The 20,522-nt window shown below is 66.9% G+C and carries 19 protein-coding genes; 11 read left to right on the top strand and 8 right to left on the bottom strand.

Annotated features, from left to right (window positions below; all coding sequences use genetic code 11):
• Nucleotides 1-41 precede the first annotated feature (41 nt).
• The 6 genes from UU9_RS11525 (at nucleotide 42) to UU9_RS11500 (ending at nucleotide 6,260) form a co-directional block, all read left to right on the top strand.
• Nucleotides 42-944: a hydroxymethylglutaryl-CoA lyase gene (locus UU9_RS11525; RefSeq protein WP_007081929.1), complete on the top strand. Its 903-nt coding sequence runs from the start codon at nucleotides 42-44 to the stop codon at nucleotides 942-944.
• Nucleotides 945-982: 38 nt separating this feature from the next.
• Complete coding sequence (locus UU9_RS11520; protein ID WP_007081928.1) at nucleotides 983-1,471, top strand: GNAT family N-acetyltransferase; 489 nt, start codon at nucleotides 983-985, stop codon at nucleotides 1,469-1,471.
• Nucleotides 1,472-1,479: 8 nt separating this feature from the next.
• Nucleotides 1,480-2,070, top strand: a complete 591-nt coding sequence (locus UU9_RS11515; RefSeq protein WP_007081927.1) for a GNAT family N-acetyltransferase — start codon at nucleotides 1,480-1,482, stop codon at nucleotides 2,068-2,070.
• 31 nt (nucleotides 2,071-2,101) lie between these two features.
• Nucleotides 2,102-2,869, top strand: a complete 768-nt coding sequence (locus UU9_RS11510; RefSeq protein WP_007081926.1) for an SDR family NAD(P)-dependent oxidoreductase — start codon at nucleotides 2,102-2,104, stop codon at nucleotides 2,867-2,869.
• Between the two features lie 100 nt (nucleotides 2,870-2,969).
• Nucleotides 2,970-3,533: an elongation factor P-like protein EfpL gene (gene efpL, locus UU9_RS11505; RefSeq protein ID WP_007081925.1), complete on the top strand. Its 564-nt coding sequence runs from the start codon at nucleotides 2,970-2,972 to the stop codon at nucleotides 3,531-3,533.
• Between the two features lie 609 nt (nucleotides 3,534-4,142).
• Complete coding sequence (locus UU9_RS11500; RefSeq protein WP_007081924.1) at nucleotides 4,143-6,260, top strand: FUSC family protein; 2,118 nt, start codon at nucleotides 4,143-4,145, stop codon at nucleotides 6,258-6,260.
• 33 nt (nucleotides 6,261-6,293) lie between these two features.
• On the opposite strand, the gene UU9_RS11495 is transcribed toward UU9_RS11500, so the two are convergent.
• Nucleotides 6,294-6,854: an ECF-type sigma factor gene (locus tag UU9_RS11495; protein ID WP_007081923.1), complete on the bottom strand. Its 561-nt coding sequence runs from the start codon at nucleotides 6,852-6,854 to the stop codon at nucleotides 6,294-6,296.
• Nucleotides 6,855-7,075: 221 nt separating this feature from the next.
• Here UU9_RS11495 and UU9_RS11490 point away from each other — a divergent pair, with 221 nt between their 5' ends.
• From UU9_RS11490 to UU9_RS11470, 5 genes are all read left to right on the top strand, one after another.
• The gene (locus UU9_RS11490; RefSeq protein ID WP_007081922.1) at nucleotides 7,076-8,110 is read left to right on the top strand and encodes an amidohydrolase family protein; all 1,035 of its coding nucleotides are present in this window, start codon (nucleotides 7,076-7,078) and stop codon (nucleotides 8,108-8,110) included.
• Nucleotides 8,107-8,616 (top strand): hypothetical protein, encoded by a 510-nt coding sequence (locus UU9_RS11485; RefSeq protein WP_007081921.1) that lies wholly within the window; start codon nucleotides 8,107-8,109, stop codon nucleotides 8,614-8,616. The genes UU9_RS11490 and UU9_RS11485 overlap by 4 nt, the downstream gene beginning before the upstream one ends.
• Nucleotides 8,617-8,651: 35 nt before the next feature.
• Complete coding sequence (gene kynU, locus UU9_RS11480; RefSeq protein ID WP_007081920.1) at nucleotides 8,652-9,944, top strand: kynureninase; 1,293 nt, start codon at nucleotides 8,652-8,654, stop codon at nucleotides 9,942-9,944.
• A 65-nt stretch (nucleotides 9,945-10,009) separates the two neighbouring features.
• Nucleotides 10,010-11,041: an alpha/beta hydrolase gene (locus UU9_RS11475; RefSeq protein WP_040670865.1), complete on the top strand. Its 1,032-nt coding sequence runs from the start codon at nucleotides 10,010-10,012 to the stop codon at nucleotides 11,039-11,041.
• A 231-nt stretch (nucleotides 11,042-11,272) separates the two neighbouring features.
• Nucleotides 11,273-11,770: a pyridoxamine 5'-phosphate oxidase family protein gene (locus UU9_RS11470; RefSeq protein ID WP_007081918.1), complete on the top strand. Its 498-nt coding sequence runs from the start codon at nucleotides 11,273-11,275 to the stop codon at nucleotides 11,768-11,770.
• Between the two features lie 76 nt (nucleotides 11,771-11,846).
• Here the strand turns inward: UU9_RS11470 and UU9_RS11465 are convergent, their stop codons facing one another.
• The 7 genes from UU9_RS11465 to UU9_RS11435 form a co-directional block, all read right to left on the bottom strand.
• Complete coding sequence (locus tag UU9_RS11465; RefSeq protein ID WP_007081917.1) at nucleotides 11,847-13,109, bottom strand: glutamate-5-semialdehyde dehydrogenase; 1,263 nt, start codon at nucleotides 13,107-13,109, stop codon at nucleotides 11,847-11,849.
• Nucleotides 13,106-14,284 (bottom strand): glutamate 5-kinase, encoded by a 1,179-nt coding sequence (proB, locus tag UU9_RS11460; RefSeq protein WP_040670863.1) that lies wholly within the window; start codon nucleotides 14,282-14,284, stop codon nucleotides 13,106-13,108. Before proB (UU9_RS11460) ends, UU9_RS11465 begins: the two co-directional genes overlap by 4 nt.
• 90 nt (nucleotides 14,285-14,374) lie before the next feature.
• Complete coding sequence (gene proB / locus UU9_RS11455; RefSeq protein ID WP_007081915.1) at nucleotides 14,375-15,544, bottom strand: glutamate 5-kinase; 1,170 nt, start codon at nucleotides 15,542-15,544, stop codon at nucleotides 14,375-14,377.
• A gap of 157 nt (nucleotides 15,545-15,701) precedes the next feature.
• On the bottom strand, nucleotides 15,702-16,997 hold the full coding sequence (gene argH / locus UU9_RS11450) for an argininosuccinate lyase (protein WP_007081914.1): 1,296 nt from the start codon (nucleotides 16,995-16,997) through the stop codon (nucleotides 15,702-15,704).
• 124 nt (nucleotides 16,998-17,121) lie between these two features.
• Nucleotides 17,122-18,075, bottom strand: a complete 954-nt coding sequence (gene argC / locus UU9_RS11445; protein WP_007081913.1) for an N-acetyl-gamma-glutamyl-phosphate reductase — start codon at nucleotides 18,073-18,075, stop codon at nucleotides 17,122-17,124.
• Nucleotides 18,072-19,394, bottom strand: coding sequence for an acetylglutamate kinase (locus tag UU9_RS11440; RefSeq protein ID WP_007081912.1), 1,323 nt, complete (start codon nucleotides 19,392-19,394; stop codon nucleotides 18,072-18,074). Before UU9_RS11440 ends, argC begins: the two co-directional genes overlap by 4 nt.
• Nucleotides 19,387-20,517, bottom strand: a complete 1,131-nt coding sequence (locus tag UU9_RS11435) for an acetylornithine deacetylase (protein WP_007081911.1) — start codon at nucleotides 20,515-20,517, stop codon at nucleotides 19,387-19,389. The genes UU9_RS11440 and UU9_RS11435 overlap by 8 nt, the downstream gene beginning before the upstream one ends.
• Nucleotides 20,518-20,522: the final 5 nt, after the last annotated feature.

Raw genomic sequence — 20,522 nt, 5'->3', positions numbered from 1 at the left:
TCGCGACTTAAGTCGCTCCTGCAGAAAAACCGGAGCTTGCCATGATCTCATCCGACCACGTCCGCATCGTCGAAGTCGGCGCGCGCGACGGGCTGCAGAATGAAAAGACGCTGCTGCCGGCGACGGTGAAGATCGAACTGATCGACCGGCTGTCGGATACCGGCTTGCAGACGATCGAGGCCACCAGTTTCGTCAGCCCGCAATGGGTGCCGCAGCTGGCCGACGCGGCGGAAGTGTTCGGCGGCATCCGCAAGAAGCCGGGCGTGAGTTATCCGGTGCTGGTGCCCAACATGCAGGGCTACCAGCGCGCGCTGGCCGCCGGCGCCACCGATGTGGCGGTATTCACCGCCGCTTCGGAGGCGTTCAACCGCCGCAACATCAACGCCTCCATCGACGAATCCATCGAGCGTTTCGCGCCCGTGCTGGAGCGGGCGCGGGCCGATGGCGTGGGCGTGCGCGGCTACGTGTCCACCGTGCTGGGTTGTCCCTACCAGGGCGACGTGGCGATAAGCGACGTGGTGCGCGTGGCGCGGCGGTTGCACCAAATGGGTTGCCACGAAATTTCTTTGGGCGACACCATCGGCGTGGGCACGCCGGCCAAGGCGCGCGCCATGCTGCGGGCGGTGGCCGGCGAGGTGCCGATGGCGGCGCTGGCGGTGCATTTCCACGACACCTACGGCCAGGCGCTGGCCAACATCCTGGCCTGCCTGGAGGAAGGCGTGCGCGTGATCGACAGCGCCGTGTCCGGCACGGGCGGTTGTCCGTACGCCAAGGGCGCCACCGGCAACGTGGCCAGCGAGGACGTGGTCTACATGCTGCACGGCATGGGGCTGGAAACCGGCGTCGATCTCGACCTGCTGATCAACACCGGCGCGTGGCTGGCCACGCAACTGCACAAGGAAACCGCCAGCCGCGTGACCCGGGCGCGCACCGCCGCGGCCTGAGCTACCATCCCTCCCCCCCACTGCGGCGCACCCACGCCATGACCGACACTTTCCTGATCCGCCCGATCCAACCCGCCGACGACGCGGCCATGGCCGCGATCATCCGCGCCGTGATGCCCGAGTTCGGCGCCGATGGCCCCGGCTTCGCCATCAACGATGCCGAGGTGGACATGATGACCGCCTCCTACGCGCAGCCGCGCAGCAGCTATTTCGTGGTCGAGCGCGACGGCACGGTGATCGGCGGCGGTGGCGTCGCGCCGCTGCAGAACGCCGAGCCGGATGTCTGCGAACTGCGCAAGATGTACTTCCTGCCCGCCGCGCGCGGCATCGGCGCCGGCCGCGCGATGATGCAGCGCTGTCTCGATACCGCCCGCGCCCACGGCTTCAAGCGCTGCTACCTGGAAACACTGACCGGCATGGACGCGGCGCAGGCGCTGTACAAGCACAGCGGCTTCACCCCGCTGTGCGCACCGATGGGCGGCACCGGACATTTCAGTTGCGACCGCTTTTTCATCCGCGAACTGTGAGCCCTACCTTGAGCCTGCCCATCCGCACGGCGCGCGTGGAAGACGCCGCCGCCATCCACGCCATCTACGCGCCGTCGATCACCCACGGCGTGGCCACCTTCGAAACCGAGCTGCCCGGCGTGGACGCCATGGCCGGGCGCATCCTGGCCCGGTTGCAGCACTACCCGTGGCTGGTGTGGGAAGAAGCGGGCGACGTCCTCGCCTATGCCTATGCCGGACGTTTCCGCGAGCGCGCCGCCTACGACTGGATCGCCGAAACCTCGATCTACGTACGCGACGATGCGCAGCGGCGCGGCATCGCGCGACGGTTGTACGGCGTGCTGCTCGACGTGATGCGCGAACAGGGCCTCACCCAGGCGGTGGGCGTGATCACCCTGCCCGGCACGGTCAGCGTGGCGATGCACGAAGCCATGGGTTTCACCCCCGCCGGCGTGTGGCGCCAGAGCGGCTACAAACTGGGCCAATGGTGGGACGTGGGCGTGTGGCAGAAGGAGCTGCAGCCCGCGGCGAACCCGCCCCGGCCGGTCACGCCGTTTCCCCGGCTTGCCCCCGCACAGAGGCAGACGCCGCTGGATCACGGCGACGACGCGCTCGGTTAAGATGGCGGGCCCTTCCCCACCGGGACATTCCATGCAACTCGATCAGGTCAAGGCAATCATCACCGGCGGCGCATCCGGCCTCGGCCTGGCGGTGGCGCGGCAGTTGGTCGCCAGCGGCGGCAAGGTGACCTTGTTCGACGTCAACGACGCCAACGGCCACGCCGCCGCCGGCGAACTGGGCGACGCCGCGCGTTTCCTGCGCACCGATGTCACCTCCGAAGATGGCGTGGCCACCAACGCAGCGGCGGCACACCACGCGATGGGCGGGCTCAACGTGGTGATGAACTGCGCCGGCATCCTGGGCGCGGGCCGCGTGCTGGGCAAGCAGGGCGCGATGCCGCTGGCCAATTTTTCCGGCACCGTCATGGTGAACCTCGTCGGCAGCTTCAACGTGGCCAAGGCCGGCGCCGCGCTGATGCAGCACAACGACGCGGGCGAGGACGGCGAGCGCGGCGTGATCATCAACACCGCCAGCGTCGCCGCCTACGAAGGCCAGATCGGGCAAGCCGCCTACTCCGCCTCCAAGGGCGGCGTGGTGGGCATGACCCTGCCGATGGCGCGCGAGCTGGCGCGCTTCGGCATCCGCGTGGCCACCATCGCCCCGGGCATCTTCTGGACCCCCATGGTCGATGGCATGTCGGCGGAAGTGCAGGCATCGCTGAACGCATCGATCCCGTTCCCCGCCCGCCTGGGCCAACCCGACGAATTCGCCAGCACCGTGGCCTTCATCCTGGGCAATCGCTACATCAATGGCGAGACCATCAGGCTGGACGGGGCGGTGCGGTTGCAGCCCAGGTAATCGGAATGGGGGATTCGAGATTCGGGATTCGCAAACCCGATCACGCCCCGGCCCCGACGCTTTAACGAATCCCGAATCCCAACTCTCGAATCCCAAACACATGAAAGCTTCCGATACCAAGAAAGGCAATGTCGTCGAGCACGAAGGCACCGTGTACCAGGTGCGCGACATCGAGCGCAGCTCGCCCAGCGCGCGGGGCGGCAACGTCACCTATCGCTTCACCCTGTATTCGATCCCGGGCGGGCGCAAATACGACCTCAGCCTGCGTGCCGACGACGACATCAGGGAGATGGATCTGGTACGCCGCGCGGCGAATTTCTCCTACATGGACGACGGCGCGTTCGTCTTCATGGATGCCGAGGATTACACCCAGTACCCGCTGTCGCCGGAGCTGGTCGGTGACAACGCCGGCTACATCGTCGAAGGCATCGAGGGCTACTACGTGCAGCTGATCGACGACGCGCCGGTAGGCCTGCAGGTGCCCAGCAGCGTGATCCTCACCGTCGTCGATACCGCGCCGGAAATGAAAGGCTCCAGCGCCACCAAGCGCAACAAGCCGGCAAGCCTCTCGACCGGCATCGAGATCCAGGTGCCCGAGTACATCGCCAACGGCGAGAAAGTCTGGGTCAACACCCTGACCGGCGAATTCGCTGGTCGAGCCTGACGCGCTTGTGGAATGCCCAAAGGCATTCCACGCGTCAGGCGAGGGCGAGGCAGGAAGCCGAGCGGCAGCGCTCCACGGACGGTTACTTGCCTCAGCTCCTCAACGCGCTTGTGGAATGCCCAAAGGCATTCCACGCGTCAGGCGAGGGCGAGGCAGGAAGCCGAGCGGCGGCGCTCCACGGACGGCTACTTGCCTCAGCTCCTCAACGCGCCTGTGGAATGCCCAAAGGCATTCCACGCGTCAGGCGAGGGCGAGGCAGGAAGCCGAGCGGCAGCGCTCCACGGACGGTTATTTGCCCCAGCTCCTCAACGCGCTTGTGGAATGCCCAAAGGCATTCCACGCGTCAGGCGAGGGCGAGGCAGGAGCCGAGCGGCAGCACTCCATGGACCGCTACTTGCCCCAGCCCCGAACGGCGTCATGCCCGTAGACAGCTACTTGTCTTGACCCAAAAAACCTGGCGCCCCGCCCCCTCGTTCCAGCGAAAGCTGAAAGAGCTCTACAACAGCCGTAGGCTGGTCATCCAACCTTACGCCCAAATGCTCATCATCGAATTCACCCCGCCGCGCTACTCTCCCCACTGAACAACCCACCTCGCGGCGACAGACACCCATGCCCTCCAGCGGTTATTCGCTACGCGCCCACGCGATCGAGAGTCTGGTCCGTATCAAGCGGCCCGACGTGCCCTGGCGGGTCGTCGTGCGCAATACCGCAGCGGTCGTGCTGCCGCTGGCGGTCGGCCTGGGCACCGGCCATCCGCAGGTGGGTCTGGGCGTGGCCGCTGGCGCGCTCAACACGATGTTCTCCGATCAGCCCGGCCCGTACCGCCAGCGCATGCGCCAGTTGCTGCTGGCGTCGCTGGCAGCCGGCACCGCCTCGTTGCTGGGGTTCCTGATCGGCGGCCACTTGCTGCCGATCCTGCTGGCCACCGCGGCGTTCGGCTTTTGTGGCGGGCTGCTGGTGGTGTTCGGTACCGATACCGCCCGCGTCGGCATGACCAGCATGATCCTGCTGGTGATCACGGCGGCCACGCCGATGCCACTGGCGCAGGCGGCAAGCGCATCGGTGCTGATTGTTTGCGGCGGCCTGTTGCTGGCCCTGTTTTCGCTGGCCGCGTGGCCGTTGCAGCGCTACTGGCCCGAGCGCCAGATACTGGCCACCGTGTACACCGGCCTGGCCAAGCAGGCCACACAGCCGTCGCAGGACAACGCCGACGCTCCCGCACTGACCGACGCCATGACGACCCTGCAGCACACCTTGCTGGGCCGGCACCGCTCGCACGGCCGGGCAATGGAAGCGTTCGGCGTGCTGCTGGAGCTGGCCGAGCGGATGCGGCTGGAATTCGTCGCCATGGGCGAACTGGACGCGGAAAACGACGTCTATCGCAAATTCCGCGAGCAGGCCGCCGAGGTGCTTTCAGGCATCGCCACCGCGCTGGAGGAAGGCGAAACACCCACCCAGGCCGCCCGCACGCTGCAACGACTGCAAGCGTGCGAGACCGAGATCGACGGCACCCAGCCCAGCGCCGGCATGAACCGGCACGTGCATGCGCTGACCGGCCAGCTGTCCGCCGCGGTACGCAACGCCGACTGGGCCGGCAGCCGCGGTGAATTGCGCGCAGGGGCGGCGGAAACGCAACTGCCCAAGGCGCTGCGAAGCGGCTCCGGCGTGGCCACCTTGCGCGCCAATCTCACCGTGCACTCGGTGGCTTTCTGCCATGCCGTGCGCACCGCCGTCTGCCTCACGGCGGCACTGTGGATTTCGCGCCTGCTGGGCCTGCCGCACGGCTACTGGCTGCCGATGACGGCGGCGATCGTGTTGCGTCCGGACTTCGCCGCCACCTTCAACTTCGGCCTGCTGCGCATGCTGGGCACGGTGGCCGGCCTGGTGATCACCACCGTATTGCTGCATGTCACCCCCGACCAGCCGTGGGCGCATCTGCTGTTGCTGGCCATCCTGTGCATGACGTTCCGCTACCTGGCCAGCGCCCACTACGGCATCGCGGTGGCGGCGCTGACCGGCACGGTGGTGATCCTGCTGTCGTTCGATGGCGTCAATTCCGGCGTGGCGGTGATGGATCGCGTCATCAACACCACGCTGGGTTGCAGCATGGCCTTGCTCGCCTACGTCGCCTGGCCGACGTGGGAGCGCGGCCGCGCACGCGCGGCCCTGGCCAAGATGCTGGAGGGCTACGCCGATTACCTGGCTGCACTGGCGCAACCCGCGCAGCGCACGGCCCATCGCGAAACCCGTACCGCGGCGCGCACCCGGCGCAGCAATGCGCAGGCGTCCATCGAACGCATGCGCGCCGAACCGGCCACGCCGCCGGAGCTTCTGAAAGTGGCGCGCGCCCTGTTCGCCAACGGCAACCGGCTGGCCCGCACGGCGATGACGCTGGAAGCCTTGATCGATGACAACGACAGCCTGCCCGAGCAAGTGGAGACCGGCAACTTCATCGAGCTGGTGGCGAACACGCTGCGCGCGATCGCCGATGCCCTGCGCGAACAACGCATGCCCGCCGACCTGCCCGACCTGCGCGCATTGCAGCAGACGCTGGTGGTGCTGTTGCTGATGTCCGAGAACCGCGCCGGCGCCGATCTGCTGACCCGCATCAGCGATCGTCTGGTCGACAACGTCAACACGCTGGCCCACGTGGTGCAGCAAAGCGTCACCACCTCCGACGGCCAGCGCTTGCGCTCCCACCCGGGCAAGCCCACCCAGGCAACCTGAGCCGCGGTTGGCGGCAAGGTCCGCGCGGCGCCGCTATCGCTCCAGCTCGCGCTGCAACCAGGCCCGCGCCACGCGCCACTCCCGTTGCACCGTGCTGGTGGAGATATCCAGCGCGGCGGCAATCTGCTCGCCGGTCATGCCCATGAAAAAGCGCATGGCCACGATGTTCGCCTGGCGCGGATCCAGCGCAGCCAGCAGGTCGAGGCATTCGGCCAGCACGGCGTAGTCGACGTTGTCGGAAAGCTCGGCGGTGATCTCCAGCAACTGCATGCGGCCGGCTTCCTGCGGCCGCTTGGCGGCCTTGCGCCGGCGCGCCGAATCCACCAGCACTTCACGCATGGCGCGCGCGGCCACACCCAGCAGATGGTGCCGGTTGGCCCACTGCGGCGGCTCCGAACTGCCGAAAACCTTCAGGTACGCCTCGTTGACCAGGGCCGTCGCGCTCAGCGTACGCTCCATCTGCTCGCGGTTGAGCTGGGCCTTGGCGATGCCGTGCAGCGCCGCATACATGTGGCGCAGCGCCTCGTTCAACGCCTGCGGGTTTCCCGACTGCGCGGAATGCAGCAAGCGTGTGACTTGGGCTTGATCGCTCATCGGATTCCGCCTCTCGCGCATGACGGCGGTTCGATGGCCGAAACCCCAACCTCACCCCGTCCAGACTGCCGCATGCAAGCCCTTATCGTAGCCGGAAAGCCGTTTGGCGTCTGGATGGAGATCACTTTTGGCGGCGTTTCGACGCCATTGCGGCCGTGGCACGGCGGGCGATTGTGCGACCGCGGCACGACACCGCCGCGGCCCGGTTTTACACTGCCCGGATGCTGAAGATCGACAGCCATGCGCACATCCTCCCCCGTGACTGGCCGAACCTGGCGGCCAAATACGGCAACGACCGTTTTCCGGTGATGACCCACTCCGACGGGCGCCACCGCATCTACAAGGGCGGCCGTTTTTTCCGCGAAGTGTGGGACTCGGCTTTCGACCCGCAGCAGCGCATCGACGATTACGCCCGCTTCGGCGTGGGCGTGCAGGTGATCTCCACCGTGCCGGTGCTGTTCTCCTATTGGGCGCCGGGCTACCAGGCGCTGGAGCTGCACCGCCATCTCAACGACCACGCCGCCAGCCTGTGCCGCGATCACCCGCGCCACTATGCGGCGCTGGGCACGGTGCCGCTGCAGGCACCCGAGCTGGCCATCGCCGAGCTGGAACGCTGCATCGACGAGCTGGGGCTGCAAGGCGTGCAGATCGGCTCCCACTGCGGCGACTGGAACCTGGATGCGCCGGAACTGTTCCCGTTTTTCGAGGCCGCCGCCGATCTCGGCGCCGCCGTGATGGTGCACCCGTGGGACATGATGGGCACCGCCACCATGCCCAAGTACTGGCTGCCCTGGCTGGTCGGCATGCCGGCCGAACAATCGCGCGCCGCCTGCTGCCTGGCGTTCGGCGGCGTGCTGGAGCGGCTGCCGAAACTGCGCGTGATGCTGGCGCACGGCGGCGGCAGTTTCCCCTTCACCATCGGCCGCATCGAGCACGGCTTCCGCATGCGCCCGGACCTGGTCGCCACCGACAATCCGCGCAACCCGCGCGACTACCTCCAGCGCTTCTACTTCGACTCTTGCGTGCACGACGAGCAGGCCTTGCGATATCTGCTGGATGTGACGGGCGTCGAGCAGGTGATGCTCGGTACCGATTATCCTTTCCCGCTGGGGGAACAGCAGCCCGGCAGCGGCATCGAGGAACTGGCACGGGGCGACGCCGATCGCGCCCGCCTGTTCCACGGCACCGCGCTGGAGTGGCTGGGTCTGCCCAAACACCGTTTCGCCCCTGACGCCCCACCATCGGAGCAAGCATGATCTTCCCGCGTACCGTCCTTATCGCCAGCGCCATGCTGTTGGCCGCCAGCGTGCACGCCGCCGACGTGAGCATGGCCAATGGCCAGGTCCACTTCACCACCCCGAATGGCTGGCTGGACATCATGGAAACCGAGGGCGACCCCGAGGCGCGCGTCTTCCAGGTGCCCGACCCTTCGCCCACCGCGCACAGCAGCCTGGCCCGCGTCACCGTGACGGTGAAGCAGACCGCCGACATCCCCGCCTTCCAGCAATACGTCGGCGAGGCGACCGCCAAGGCAGCGGCCCTGCCCGGCTACACGGCCACCGCCCACGGCGGCGCGAACAACACCTACACCTACACCGCGCAGGAAGCAGGTGCGCAGTTCAACTACAGCGAACGCTACTGGTACAAGGGCAATCACGCGATCCAGTTGCGTTGCGTGCGGCCGCAGCAGAGCCAGGCCGGCGCCACCTGGGCAGCGGCATTCGACAAGGGCTGCGATGCGATCGCCGCGCAACTGAAGTAACCGCGAAACGCATCCGCCGCGAGGACAGTTCATCCATGCACGACTACCAAGCCAGCGCCGCCTGGGCGCAGGCCCGCGACGCCGCCGATCCCCTGCGCCAGTTCCGCGACGAGTTCCTGATTCCGCCGCACGAGGACAGCAGCGGCCGCGCGGTCGACTCCGTCTATTTCTGCGGCAACTCGCTGGGCCTGCAGCCGCGCGCCGTGCGCGAGGCGGTCAACGCGGAGCTGGATTACTGGGGCGAACTGGGCGTGGAAGGCCATTTCAAGGGCCGCCTGCCGTGGATGGATTACCACGAGTTCCTGCGTGACGACCTGGCGGCCGTCGTCGGCGCGCAACCGAACGAAGTGGTGACGATGAACACGCTGGGCGTGAACCTGCACCTGATGATGGTGAGCTTCTATCGCCCCACGCCCGCGCGCCCAGCGATCCTGATCGAGGCCGGCGCATTTCCCACTGACCGTTATGCGGTGGAGTCGCAGATCCGCTTTCATGGTTTCGATCCCGCGCGCGACCTGATCGAGATCGAACCCGACGAACCCAACGGCACCTTGTCGCTGGCCGCGATCGAGCAGGCCCTGGCCAAACACGGCGCGCGCACGGCACTGGTGATGCTGCCTGGCGTGCAATACCGCAACGGGCAGGCATTCGACCTGGCGGCGATTACCGCGCTGGCGCATCGGCACGGCTGCAACGTGGGTTTCGACCTGGCCCACGCGGTGGGCAACCTGCCGCTGCAACTGCATGACAGCGGCGCCGATTTCGCGATCTGGTGCAGCTACAAATTCCTCAACGGCGGACCGGGCGCCATCGGCGGCGCCTTCGTGCACGCGCGCCACGCCAACGCCGTGCTGCCCCGCTTCGCCGGCTGGTGGGGCCACGACAAGAGCACGCGGTTCCAGATGGGGCCGCAATTCATCCCCACGCCCGGCGCCGACGGCTGGCAACTGTCCAACCCGCCGATCCTGGCGCTGGCACCGTTGCGCGTATCGCTGGAGATCTTCCGTCGCGCCGGCATGGCCCGCCTGCGCGAAAAATCGGTGCAACTCACCGGCTATCTTGAATGGCTGGTGCACACGCAGTTGAACGACCTGCTGCAGGTGGTGACACCCGCCGATCCCGAGCGCCGCGGTGCCCAGTTGTCCATCCGCGTGACCGCCGGCCGTGAGCGCGGCCGTTCGCTGTTCGACCACCTGATGGCGCAGGGCATCATCGGCGACTGGCGCGAGCCGGACGTGATCCGCATCTCGCCGGTGCCGCTGTACAACCGCTTTGCGGATTGCCTGGCGTTTGCACAGGCGGTGCAGGCGTGGGAACGCGCCGGCTGATTCACGTGCTTCGTCGGCGGCATTCGATCACCCATCCGCTTCAACTGCCTCGAACAGGGGAAAACATGAGAGCACGCCGCGCCGTGATGGCAAGTTTCCTCGTGGGCGCTCTGCTCGCGACCCCGTGTGTCGGCGAGGAAACGGCCAAGCCGTTGATCACCGATCCCGTCTACACGAAACCGCAGCAACGGGTGGACGTGGGACACGGCCGCCGCATGAACCTCTACTGCCTCGGTTCCGGTTCACCAACGGTGATCCTGGACGCTGGCATGGGTGACTCCACGATCTCATGGGCGTTGGTGCAACCGGCTATCGCAACCCGAATACGTGCCTGCTCCTACGACCGGGCGGGCCTGGGTTTCAGCGATGGCTCAAGCCGCCCGAGCACGGCGAGCAACGCCGCCGACGATCTGCACATCCTGCTGAAGGCTGCGCATATCGCCCCGCCCTACGTGCTGGTAGGCCACTCGGCTGCGGGCATGTACATCCGCGTGTATGCCGACCGCTATCCCGATGAGGTGGTCGGTATGGTCTCGGTCGAGGGTTCGCATGAAGACCAGTGGACGCGAGGGTGGGCCATCGGCGCACCAGGACAACAGGCAAAATGGGACAGTTTCCTGAAGGAATACGGCAGCTGCGTGGACGAGGCGAAACATGGTCTCGCGGCAGGCACGCCGGCTTACAGGAAATGTGTCGGCGGCCCCGATCCCCGCTTCAGTCCGGCCATCAACGAAGCACAGTTGCGGTACGCATCAACCGTGCGCTGGCAAGCCGCCATCGCTTCCGAACGCCAGTCCGTGGCCTATGCCAGCGCCGACCAGACCCGGGCCACGCGCAAGCACTACGGCGACATGCCGATCATCGTGCTGACCCACTCCCCTTATCCGAAAGCGCCGGACGAGACCCAGGAGGAGCGAAACCAGCGCACGCTGCTATGGGAATCGCTGCACCTCGACGTGGCCGCCATGTCATCCCGGGGCGTGAACGAGATCGTGCCGAACTCGGGGCACTACATCCAGTACGACCAGCCACAGGTCGTGATCGATGCAGTGAATCAGGCGGTAGCCATCGCCCGGGACCAAGCCGCGAAACAGTGAAGCAGGTGATTGGCTTCACAGCAGGCGCCCGGTCCGATGCACTGGAGGTCGTCACCATGTCGAACCGCAACGGCGCGTTGCGTAGCTCTCCACCCAGGATGATTTCGCCTGCGCCGCTCCAACCCCTTAGCCGGACCCGAGTTCGCGCTGGCTGACGGCGATCGCACCGATTTCATCGCGCGTTGAACCGTCGCCAGCCATCGTAGGGTTTTCGACCACGACGGAGCAGCCATGAAAAACGACGCACCGAAGTCCACCGACCTGCACAAGCTGGGCGAGCTCATCGACGACATCGAGGTGGCGATGCTGACCACGCGCGCCGCGGACGGCTCGATGGTGAGCCGCCCGCTGCAGACGCTGAAGCTGGACGCGAACGGCGAGCTGATCTTTTTCACCGCCGCCAGCAGTCACAAGGTGGCGGAGCTGACCGACGACCATGGCGTCAACCTTGCCTATGCCCATCCAGGCGAACAGCGCTACGTGTCCGTGCGCGGCCGCGCCCGCATGGATCGTGATGACGACACCATCAACGAGCTATGGTCGCCCGTGCAGAAGGTATTTTTCCCCGACGGCAAGGACGACCCGGACCTGATGGTGCTGCGTGTGAAAGTGCGTGACGCCAGCTATTGGGAAGCGGGCAATGCTGTCGAGCGGGTGCTCGACATGGCGCGCAGCATGCTGGGGGACTCGCCCGCCGATATCGGCGAGCATGGCCATCTGAAAGGCTGAAGGGCGGCCTGCGGCTGCTTGAAAGGCAAAGCCCGCCAGCGCCGTCTTCGCGGCAATGGCGGGCCGTCCGCACACGTTATGCGCGGCTTTGCGGATGCCGCACCTGACCTTCCCCGCGCACCACGAAACGTTCGATGGTGAGCGACTCCGCACCCATCGGGCCGTAGGCGTGCAGGCGCGTGGTGGAGATGCCGATCTCCGAACCCAGCCCCAGCTCGCCGCCGTCGGAGAAGCGCGAGGAAGCGTTCACCATCACCACCGCACTGCGCAGCGCGTGCACGAATGCGTCGGCGGTGGCCTGGTCGGCGGTGGCGATGACTTCGGTGTGATCGGAGCCGTAGCGACGGATGTGGGCGATGGCATCGTCGGCGCTATCCACCACGCGGATGGCCAGGATCAGGTCGAGGAATTCGGCGGCGTAGTCGTCCTCGCTGGCGACCGCCATGTCCGGCACCTGTTCGCGGCTGCGTTCGTCACCGCGCAGCTCGACACCGCGCTGGCGCAGCGCTGCCGCGGCCTTCGGCAGGAATTCGGCGGCCACATCACGATGTACCAGCAGCGTCTCAAGCGCGTTGCACACACCGGGTCGCGAGGTCTTGCCGTCGATCAGCAGATCCAGCGCGAGCGCGAGGTCGGCCGCCTTGTCCACGTAGAGATGGCAGACGCCCTTGTAGTGCTTGATCACCGGCACACGCGCGTGTTCGGTGACGAAGCGGATCAGGCCTTCGCCGCCGCGCGGGATGGCCAGGTCGATGATGTCGGCCAATTGCAGCAGCTCGACCATCGTCTCGCGGCGCAGGTCCTCGACCAGGGTGACGGCCGCGGCGGGAATGCCGTGCTTCTGCAACGCGGCATGCAGCGCCGCGGCGATGGCGGTGTTCGAATGCAGCGCCTCGGAGCCACCGCGCAGGATCACCGCATTGCCGGCCTTCAGGCACAGCGCAGCGGCATCGGCGGTGACGTTGGGGCGTGCCTCGTAGATCATCGTGATCACGCCCAGCGGGATGCGCACGCGCTCGATCGCCAGCCCGTTGGGCAGTTGATCGCGCCGCGTCACCTGGCCCACGGGATCAGGCAGGTCGGCCACCTCGCGCACGGCGTTGGCGATGGTCGCGACGCGCCCAGCATCCAGACGCAGCCGGTCGAGCATCGCGCCCTGCACGCCCTTGGCTGCAGCCTGCGCCATGTCCTTTTCGTTGGCGGCAAGGATGGTATCGGTCTGGCTGTCGACCGCCTGCGCCATGTCCAGCAGCAACAGGCGCCGGGCATTGTTGTCGAGCGCCGCGATGGCGGTGGCGGCGTCGCGGCAGGCCAGGGCCTGGGTACGGATGTCGCTCATGCGTATTCTCCTGTCAGCAACCCGGTGTCGCCCAGCGTGGCCAGGTCGTCGCGATGGACGACGTTTTCGCCGTAGCTGTAACCGAGCCGGTCGCCGATGTCGCGGGTGTGGGTTCGTGCGATGCGGTTGATTTCCGCCGCGCCATATTGGGCAATGCCGCGTGCGATGACGTGCAGCATGCCAGCATCGCCGTCCGTGACGATTTCGACCATGTCGCCACGCTGGAACATGCCGTCCGCACGAATGATGCCCATGGGCAGCAACGATGCCCCCTCGTGCGCGATGGCGTGCGCGGCGCCGGCATCGACATGGATATGGCCCGTCACCGCCGGCATGTGCCGCAGCCAGTATTTGCGCGCATGCAGCCGGGTGGCGCTGGTATGCAGCAGCGTGCCGCGCAGTTGGCCACGCGCAAGCAGGCTCACCACTTCGCTGTCGCGGCCGTTGAACAGCACGGTCTGGATCCCCGCGGTCGCGGCTTTCTCCGCCGCCTCCAGCTTGGTACGCATGCCGCCCGTACCCACGGACGATCCGGCGCAGCCTGCCATCGCCATGATTTCGGTAGTGAGTTCGAGCACTTCGTTGACCGGCTCGGCATCGAGATTCGTGCGCGGATCGGCCGTATACAGGCCATCGATATCGGTGGCGATCAGCAGCAGGTCGGCGTCGACCAGTGCCGCCACAATGGCCGCGAGATTGTCGTTGTCGCCCAGGGTGAGCTCGTCGATGGCGACGGTATCGTTCTCGTTCACCACCGGCATGATCTTGTAGTTGAGCAGCTCGCTCAGTGTGGCGCGTGCGTTGAGGTAGCGGCGCCGGTCGCGCAGGTCGTCATGGGTCAGCAGCACCTGCGCCAGCGGATGGTCGAACAGGCGTTGCCACAACGCCACGGTCTGCGTCTGGCCCAGCGCCGCCATGGCCTGGCGGGCGGCGTTGCTGGTGTCTTCGTGGGAATGGTCGCGCAGCATCAGGCGGCCGGCGGCGACGGCGCCCGACGACACCAGCACGATCTCGCGACCGTCGGCGTGGCAGGCTGAAATGAATTGTGCAAGGCCCAGGGCGTAGCGCGTACTGAGTCCGCCAGTGTCGGCGGCGAGCAGGCTGCTGCCCACTTTCAATACGGCGCGCCGCCATGGCGGCAGGGTTTGTGGTGTGAATGGTCGTGTCTGGGTCATCGTCCTCTACAGGTGGCCAAGGGAAATCCAACGTCGTGAATCCGTCATTTTAACCGATGCCCGCCGAAGGGTCGGCGGAGTGGCTTCCAGCTAGCGTTGCGGCAACGCATCGCCGGTGGCATCGGTCAGGGTCGCCATGTCGTCGCGATGCACCACCTCGTCGCCATAGCTGTAGCCGAGCACGGTCTCGATCTCGCGGCTGTGCCGGCCGGCCAGGCGCCGCACCTCGGCGGCCGAGTACTGGCTCAACCCACGCGCCACCGATTGGCCCTCGATGTCGAGAATCTCGACCAGGTCGCCACGATGAAACTCGCCCTCGGCACCGGTCATGCCGCCGGGCAGCAGCGAGGCGTGGCCGCCGGCCAGCGCACGTGCCGCGCCTGCGTCGATGCGGATGCTGCCGGGTGCGGCGGGCGCATGACGCAACCAGTGCTTGCGCGCATGCATCCGCGTGTTGGCCGCCGCCACCAGGGTACCGTGCAACACGCCATGCTGCAGCGCCTCGACCGTGGCGGCGTCGCGACCGCTGAACAACGCGGTGGGAATGCCGGCAGTCGCCGCACGCGCCGCCGCCTGCAACTTGGTGCGCATGCCGCCGGTGCCGACCTTGCTGCCGCTGCCGCCGGCCATCGCCATGATCTGCGGGGTCAGGGCGGGAATCTGCGCGAACGGCACGGCGTCGGGATGATGCCGGGGATCGGCGCTGTACAGCGCATCGACGTCGGACGCGATCAGCAGCAGGTCGGCATCGACCAGGGTGGCCACGATGGCGGCCAGGTTGTCGTTGTCGCCCAGCTTCAACTCATCCACCGATACGGTGTCGTTCTCGTTGATCACCGGCAACACGTCCAGCGCCAGCAGTTCGCGCAAGGTGGCACGCGCGTTGAGATAGCGGCGGCGATTGCGCACGTCGTCGTGGGTCAGCAGCACCTGGGCCACCGATTGCGACGCCAGCGATTGCCACAACGCGATCATCGGCGCCTGCCCCAGCGCCGCCAGCGCCTGCCGCGCGGCGATGTCCGGGCCCGCGCCCGATTTCGCCCGCAACATGGCACGCCCGGCCGCGACCGCGCCTGACGACACCAGCACCACCTGACGACCCGCGCGATGGCTGGCCGCCATGAAATCCGCCAGCGCGGCCGCGTACTGCGGCGTAAGCCCGCCGCCATCGGCCGCCAGCAGGTTGCTGCCGACTTTCAGCACGGCCCGCTTCCACGCGGGCAGCGGCTGGGCGGGCAAGGTGCGGGTCGCCGGGTTCATCGCTCGCTTCCAGACAGGACAAACGAGACGGGGAAGGCAAACACGTGACTAATTGAATGGACGTCTGGACGTCCACAAGATTGCCTTCGCACGCAAGGCAACGCATTTGCCGGATTGACTGTGGACATCTCCCCTACCCTCTCCATGTCGATCGTGGTCAGCCGCGTATGGCGTCGAGGCGCTGCTGCACCTGGTCCAGCTTCAGGTCATGACCGGCACCGGGCGAGACGCGCGCTTCCAGACTGGCCTCGGGCGTGCGCCCGGCACCGGCCGCGCTGGCGGCTTCGGCGGCGGCGCGATAGGCATCGCGGAACGGCACGCCGGCCGCCGCCTGCTCGATCGCCACGTCGGTGGCATACATCGACGGCTCGATCGCCGCGCGCATGGCCGGCTCGTTCCACTGGAAACGCGCCAGCAGATCGGGCACCAGCTCCAGCGCCGACAAACCGTGCGTCACGCCATGGAACAGCGAGCCCTTGGAAAACTGCAGGTCGCGCTGATAACCCGAAGGCAGCGACAGCAATTGCTCGATCTCGCAGCGCGCCGCCGCCACGCTGGCATAGCTGGCGCGCAGCAATTCGATCACGTCCGGATTGCGCTTGTTCGGCATGATCGAGCTGCCGGTGGTGTACTCGGCCGGCAGTTTCACGAAATTGAACTCAGCGGTGGTGAACAGCGACAGATCCCACGCCATGCGGCGCAGATCCAGCAGCGCGCTGGCGATCGCTTCCAGCACCGCCATCTCGAATTTTCCGCGCGACAGCTGCGCGTAGACCGGCGACACCTGCATGCGGGCGAAACCCAGCGCCTGCGTCGTGTGCGCGCGGTCCAGCGGAAGGTTGACGCCATAGCCGGCGGCGGTGCCAAGCGGGTTGGCGTCGATCCACACGGCGGTCTGCTGCGCGCGCAGGGCATTGTCGGTGAAGCCCTCGGCAAAACCGGCGAACCACATCGCGGTGGACGACACTACGGCGCGCTGCAGGTGCGTATAGCCCGGCAGCGGCAACGCCGCTTCCGCCGCACGATCCAGGCAGACCTGGGCGATGTCGTGGCACAGGGTCTGCAGCGTGGCCAGCTTTTCCTTCAGCCAAAGCCGAGTGGCCACCAGGATCTGGTCGTTGCGGCTGCGCCCGGTGTGCACGCGACGACCGGCGTCGCCGAGCCGCTCGGTAAGCCGCGCCTCGATCGCCGAATGGCCGTCTTCATGACGCTCGTCCAGCACGAACGCGCCGCTGCGGAAATCCTCGGCCAATGCATCCAGCTCGCGCTTCAGCGCGGCGGCCTCGTCCGCACCGATTACCCCAATGTTCGCCAGGCCTTCCACATGCGCCTTGCTGGCGGTGATGTCGTGCAGGAAAAACTCGCGGTCCAGCAGCACGTCGTTGCCGGCCAGGAACTGCATGATCTTCGCATCGATCTTGATGCCGTCTTTTTGCCACAGGGGTTGGGTCATGGTGCTGTCCTGGAAGCTCGGTGGGCGGTGATCTGTGGGAGCGGCTTCAGCCGCGATGCTTTTCGTCCTGCGCCAACCGCCAAAAAGCGATCGCGGCTGAAGCCGCTCCCACACAGGCGTCATCTCATACGGGAATGGCGGTGTACTCGTCCACGCCGATGGCGCGGTTGATGTTCTGCATCGCCTGGGTGGCGGCGCCTTTGAGCAGGTTGTCCAGCGTGGCCACCACCACCACCCGCTTGCCGTCGGCCGATACCGCGAAGCCGCCGACCTCGGCGCGATGGCTGTGGGCGATGCGGCTTACCCACGGCGCTTCGTCGGTGACATCCACCAGCTTTTCGCCGTCGTAGGCGGCATGGAAACGCGCCAGCACGTCTTCGCGCTTCAACGAGCGCGACAGATACAGGTTGGTGGTGACGGTGAGACCGCGGAAATGGGGCGCCACGTGCGGCATGAATTCCACCGGCAGACCGAGGTGGCGGCTGGCCTCCTTCTCGTGCATGTGGCCCGTGAGCGCGTACGGCATCAGGTTGTCGCGCAGCTTTTCCGGATCGTTCTTGTCCGACGGCGTGGTGCCGGCGCCGGAGTAACCCGACACGCCAAAGCACACCGGCGGCGCGGCCAGCAGATCCTTCAGCGGCGTCACCGAGAGCTCGATGGCCGTGGCATAGCAACCGGGGTTGCTGATGCGCTTTTCGCCGCGCCAGCGATCGCGGGTCAACTCGGGCAGGCCGTAGTACCAACGGTCATCGAAACGGTAATCGGCGGACAGGTCGAGCACCAGCGTATCGGGCCGGCTGGCCTCGATCGCGGCCACGTACGGCGCCGCCTTGCCATTGGGCAGCGCCAGAATCACCACGTCGGCCATCTGCGCCGCCACGGCGTCGGCGTCGAGGCTGGCGTAGCGCAATTCACCGGCAAAGCCCTCGACGTGATCGGCCACGCGCTCGCCATCGAGTTCGCGTGAGGAGACAAAAACCAGCTCAAGCGCGGGATGCGCCGCGATCAAGCGGATCAACTCGACGCCGGTATGCCCGCGCGCACCCACGATGCCGATAGTCTTGTTTTGCGTGCTCATGATTCCCGATCCAGCAAGGTGGGCTGCCGCGCCGCGCACAGGGCGACGCAGCGACCGATGTCATCGAAGTTTTCCAACCCGTACCAGAACACCTTCCAGCGCTCCTGCTTGAGGCTGCCATCGGACTCGGCGTAATAGAACGGGTTGACCGCGTTGCCGTGACGCGATCGCCAGAACAACCGCGGATGCTGCTCGCGCATCACCTGCCACACGGCACGGCCCAGACCTTCGCCCTGCGCGTCGTCGAGCACCGCGAACTTGTCGAGGTAAGGCAGGTCGCCTTCATTGATCAGGATCATCGCCGCGCGATAGTTCTCGCTGACGTAGACGCAACACGGCTGGGTCCGCTCGAAATAGTCGTCCACCAGGGTCCGCCCGAAACTCGATTCGATCAGCGCGCGCAGACGGTCCAGGTCGATGCCCTGCCACGAGTCGTACTTCAGCACCCGCTCGCCGCGACGCACCAGCGTGCCGGAGCCTTTGTGGGTGAACAGCTCCTTGGCCAGTTCGGACGGCCGGGTGATCGACACCGACGAGGTCAGCGGCAGGTCGGACAGCAGGTCGGCGATCTGCTCGATCTTCAGGCGCATGCCGCCGTTGATCCACGGCTGCGCCATCAGGTGCTCGTACTCGGTGCTGAGGTTGATCGAATCGATCACCTTGCCCTTCTCGTCCAGCAAGCCGCCGGTACCGGTGAGAAACACGATCTTGTACGGCTGCAGCACGCGCACCAGTTCGTTGGCGGCGAAGTCGGCGTTGATGTTGAGGATCTGCCCGCTCGGCGTTTCGCCGAGACTGGCGATCACCGGGATCGAGCCGGCGCGCAGGCTGGCATCGATCGGCGCCAGGTTGATGCTGTCCACCTTGCCGACCAGGCCGTATACGGACTGATCCAGGTAGCTGGAGGCGAATACGCCCGATGGCACCGAGGTGGCACGCGCATCCATGCTCTGCAGCGCTTCCACCAGGCGCAGGTTCTGCGCCTGGAACACCTTGCGCACGATCGCCAGCGCCTCGGGCGAGGTCACCCGCAGGCCGTTGACGGTTTCCTTGACGATGCCGGCGGCGGCCAACTCCTCGTCCAGTTGCGGGCCGGCGCCGTGCAGCACGATCGGCGTCAGGCCCACCTGCTGCAGGAAGGTCAGCGACGAGGTCAGCGCGGACAGGTCGTCGCGCAACACTGCGCCGCCGACTTTCACCACGGCAAAGCGCTTGGCGTCCAGCTGCGAGAAGCGTTTCAGGTACTGCTGGATTTCCTTCGCGCTGCCCATGCTCGAGAGCAGGCGCACGATGGTCTGACGAGTGCTTTTGTTATGCATTTCCACGATCGACGATCCGGTAGATGGTTTCTGCGTACTGCTGCAATTGGTCCAGCGCCACCCATTCGTCGGCGCTGTGCGCCTGGGCGATGTCGCCGGGGCCGTAGACGAAGGCGGTGTAGCCGGCGGCGGAGAACAGCGCCGCTTCGGTCCAGAAGTCCACCGCGTTGCCCACCGGGATACCCAACTCGTCGGCCAGGTCGCGCGCACGGAGGCGTCGCTCCTCGGCCCGCGCCGTGTCGCCCGCCGGCAGCGACGGGCCGCGGAAGGTTTCCTCGAAGTGCGCGGGCGCCGGTTCGGCCAGGGCGCGAAAGCTGTCCAGCAGTCCATCGGGTTGCATCGTGGGCAACGGCCGCATGCCGAAGCGCAGCTCGGCGCTGGGCGCAATCATGTTGGCCTTGATGCCGCCTTCGATGCGGCCGATGTTGAAGCGCAGGCCGGTGAGGCCACCGAAACGCTCATGCGATTGCGCGTCCACGAAATCCAGTGCGGCATCACCCCAACGCACCGCCTGGTGCAGCGCGCTGTCGCTGGCTTTCTGCTCGCCCGAGGCGTGACCGGCATGGCCGGCGAAGCGCATCAGCACCGACTGGATGCCGCGATGGGCCAGCACGGCTTCGCCCTTGGTCGGCTCGGCAATGATGATTGCCTGATAGCTCCCCTCTCCCACGGGGAGAGGGGGGAAAGCACGGAGAAACCCGGCGATGCAGCGCGGATCGTTGGCTTCCTCGTCAGTGGAAAACAGCAGCGCCATGTCGCCATCGCTGGCATTGGCCGCCCCCAGCAACGCGGCCGCCGCACCCTTGATGTCGCAGGCACCGAGGCCGATAGCGCGATCCGACGTGACACGCAGCGCATGCGGATCGGCCGTCCACGCCGGCGAATCGGGCACCGTATCCAGATGCACGTTGAACAGGTATTTCGGCGTGCCGCGCACGGCATGCAGGCTCACCGCGCCGGCGCCGTGATCGGTCACGGTCACGTCGAAGCCGGGCAACTGCGCACGCAGGTAATCGAAGATACCGCCGGTGTCGATCGCCCGCGGCGGGTTGCGCGTGTCGAAAGCAACCAGTGCCTTCAGGTGCGCCAGCGTCGCCTCGAGCAGCTTTTCGCTCTTGACCATTCCCG

It is taken from the genome of Rhodanobacter fulvus Jip2, from assembly GCF_000264315.1.
Taxonomy (GTDB): domain Bacteria; phylum Pseudomonadota; class Gammaproteobacteria; order Xanthomonadales; family Rhodanobacteraceae; genus Rhodanobacter; species Rhodanobacter fulvus.
Note: the sequence above shows the minus strand (reverse complement) of the source record. Positions and strands in the feature narration are given on the sequence as shown.

Bases quoted from the DNA above. Each gene is read 5' to 3' on its own strand.
- argH (WP_007081914.1), bottom strand. From the start codon at position 16,997: ATGACCCAACCCCTGTGGCAAAAAGACGGCATCAAGATCGATGCGAAG.
- UU9_RS11500 (WP_007081924.1), top strand. From the start codon at position 4,143: ATGCCCTCCAGCGGTTATTCGCTACGCGCCCACGCGATCGAGAGTCTG.
- proB (WP_040670863.1), bottom strand. From the start codon at position 14,284: ATGACCCAGACACGACCATTCACACCACAAACCCTGCCGCCATGGCGG.
- UU9_RS11495 (WP_007081923.1), bottom strand. From the start codon at position 6,854: ATGAGCGATCAAGCCCAAGTCACACGCTTGCTGCATTCCGCGCAGTCG.
- UU9_RS11520 (WP_007081928.1), top strand. From the start codon at position 983: ATGACCGACACTTTCCTGATCCGCCCGATCCAACCCGCCGACGACGCG.
- UU9_RS11510 (WP_007081926.1), top strand. From the start codon at position 2,102: ATGCAACTCGATCAGGTCAAGGCAATCATCACCGGCGGCGCATCCGGC.
- UU9_RS11525 (WP_007081929.1), top strand. From the start codon at position 42: ATGATCTCATCCGACCACGTCCGCATCGTCGAAGTCGGCGCGCGCGAC.
- kynU (WP_007081920.1), top strand. From the start codon at position 8,652: ATGCACGACTACCAAGCCAGCGCCGCCTGGGCGCAGGCCCGCGACGCC.
- UU9_RS11440 (WP_007081912.1), bottom strand. From the start codon at position 19,394: ATGCATAACAAAAGCACTCGTCAGACCATCGTGCGCCTGCTCTCGAGC.
- efpL (WP_007081925.1), top strand. From the start codon at position 2,970: ATGAAAGCTTCCGATACCAAGAAAGGCAATGTCGTCGAGCACGAAGGC.
- UU9_RS11470 (WP_007081918.1), top strand. From the start codon at position 11,273: ATGAAAAACGACGCACCGAAGTCCACCGACCTGCACAAGCTGGGCGAG.
- UU9_RS11435 (WP_007081911.1), bottom strand. From the start codon at position 20,517: ATGGTCAAGAGCGAAAAGCTGCTCGAGGCGACGCTGGCGCACCTGAAG.
- UU9_RS11490 (WP_007081922.1), top strand. From the start codon at position 7,076: ATGCTGAAGATCGACAGCCATGCGCACATCCTCCCCCGTGACTGGCCG.
- UU9_RS11475 (WP_040670865.1), top strand. From the start codon at position 10,010: ATGAGAGCACGCCGCGCCGTGATGGCAAGTTTCCTCGTGGGCGCTCTG.
- argC (WP_007081913.1), bottom strand. From the start codon at position 18,075: ATGAGCACGCAAAACAAGACTATCGGCATCGTGGGTGCGCGCGGGCAT.
- UU9_RS11485 (WP_007081921.1), top strand. From the start codon at position 8,107: ATGATCTTCCCGCGTACCGTCCTTATCGCCAGCGCCATGCTGTTGGCC.
- UU9_RS11465 (WP_007081917.1), bottom strand. From the start codon at position 13,109: ATGAGCGACATCCGTACCCAGGCCCTGGCCTGCCGCGACGCCGCCACC.
- proB (WP_007081915.1), bottom strand. From the start codon at position 15,544: ATGAACCCGGCGACCCGCACCTTGCCCGCCCAGCCGCTGCCCGCGTGG.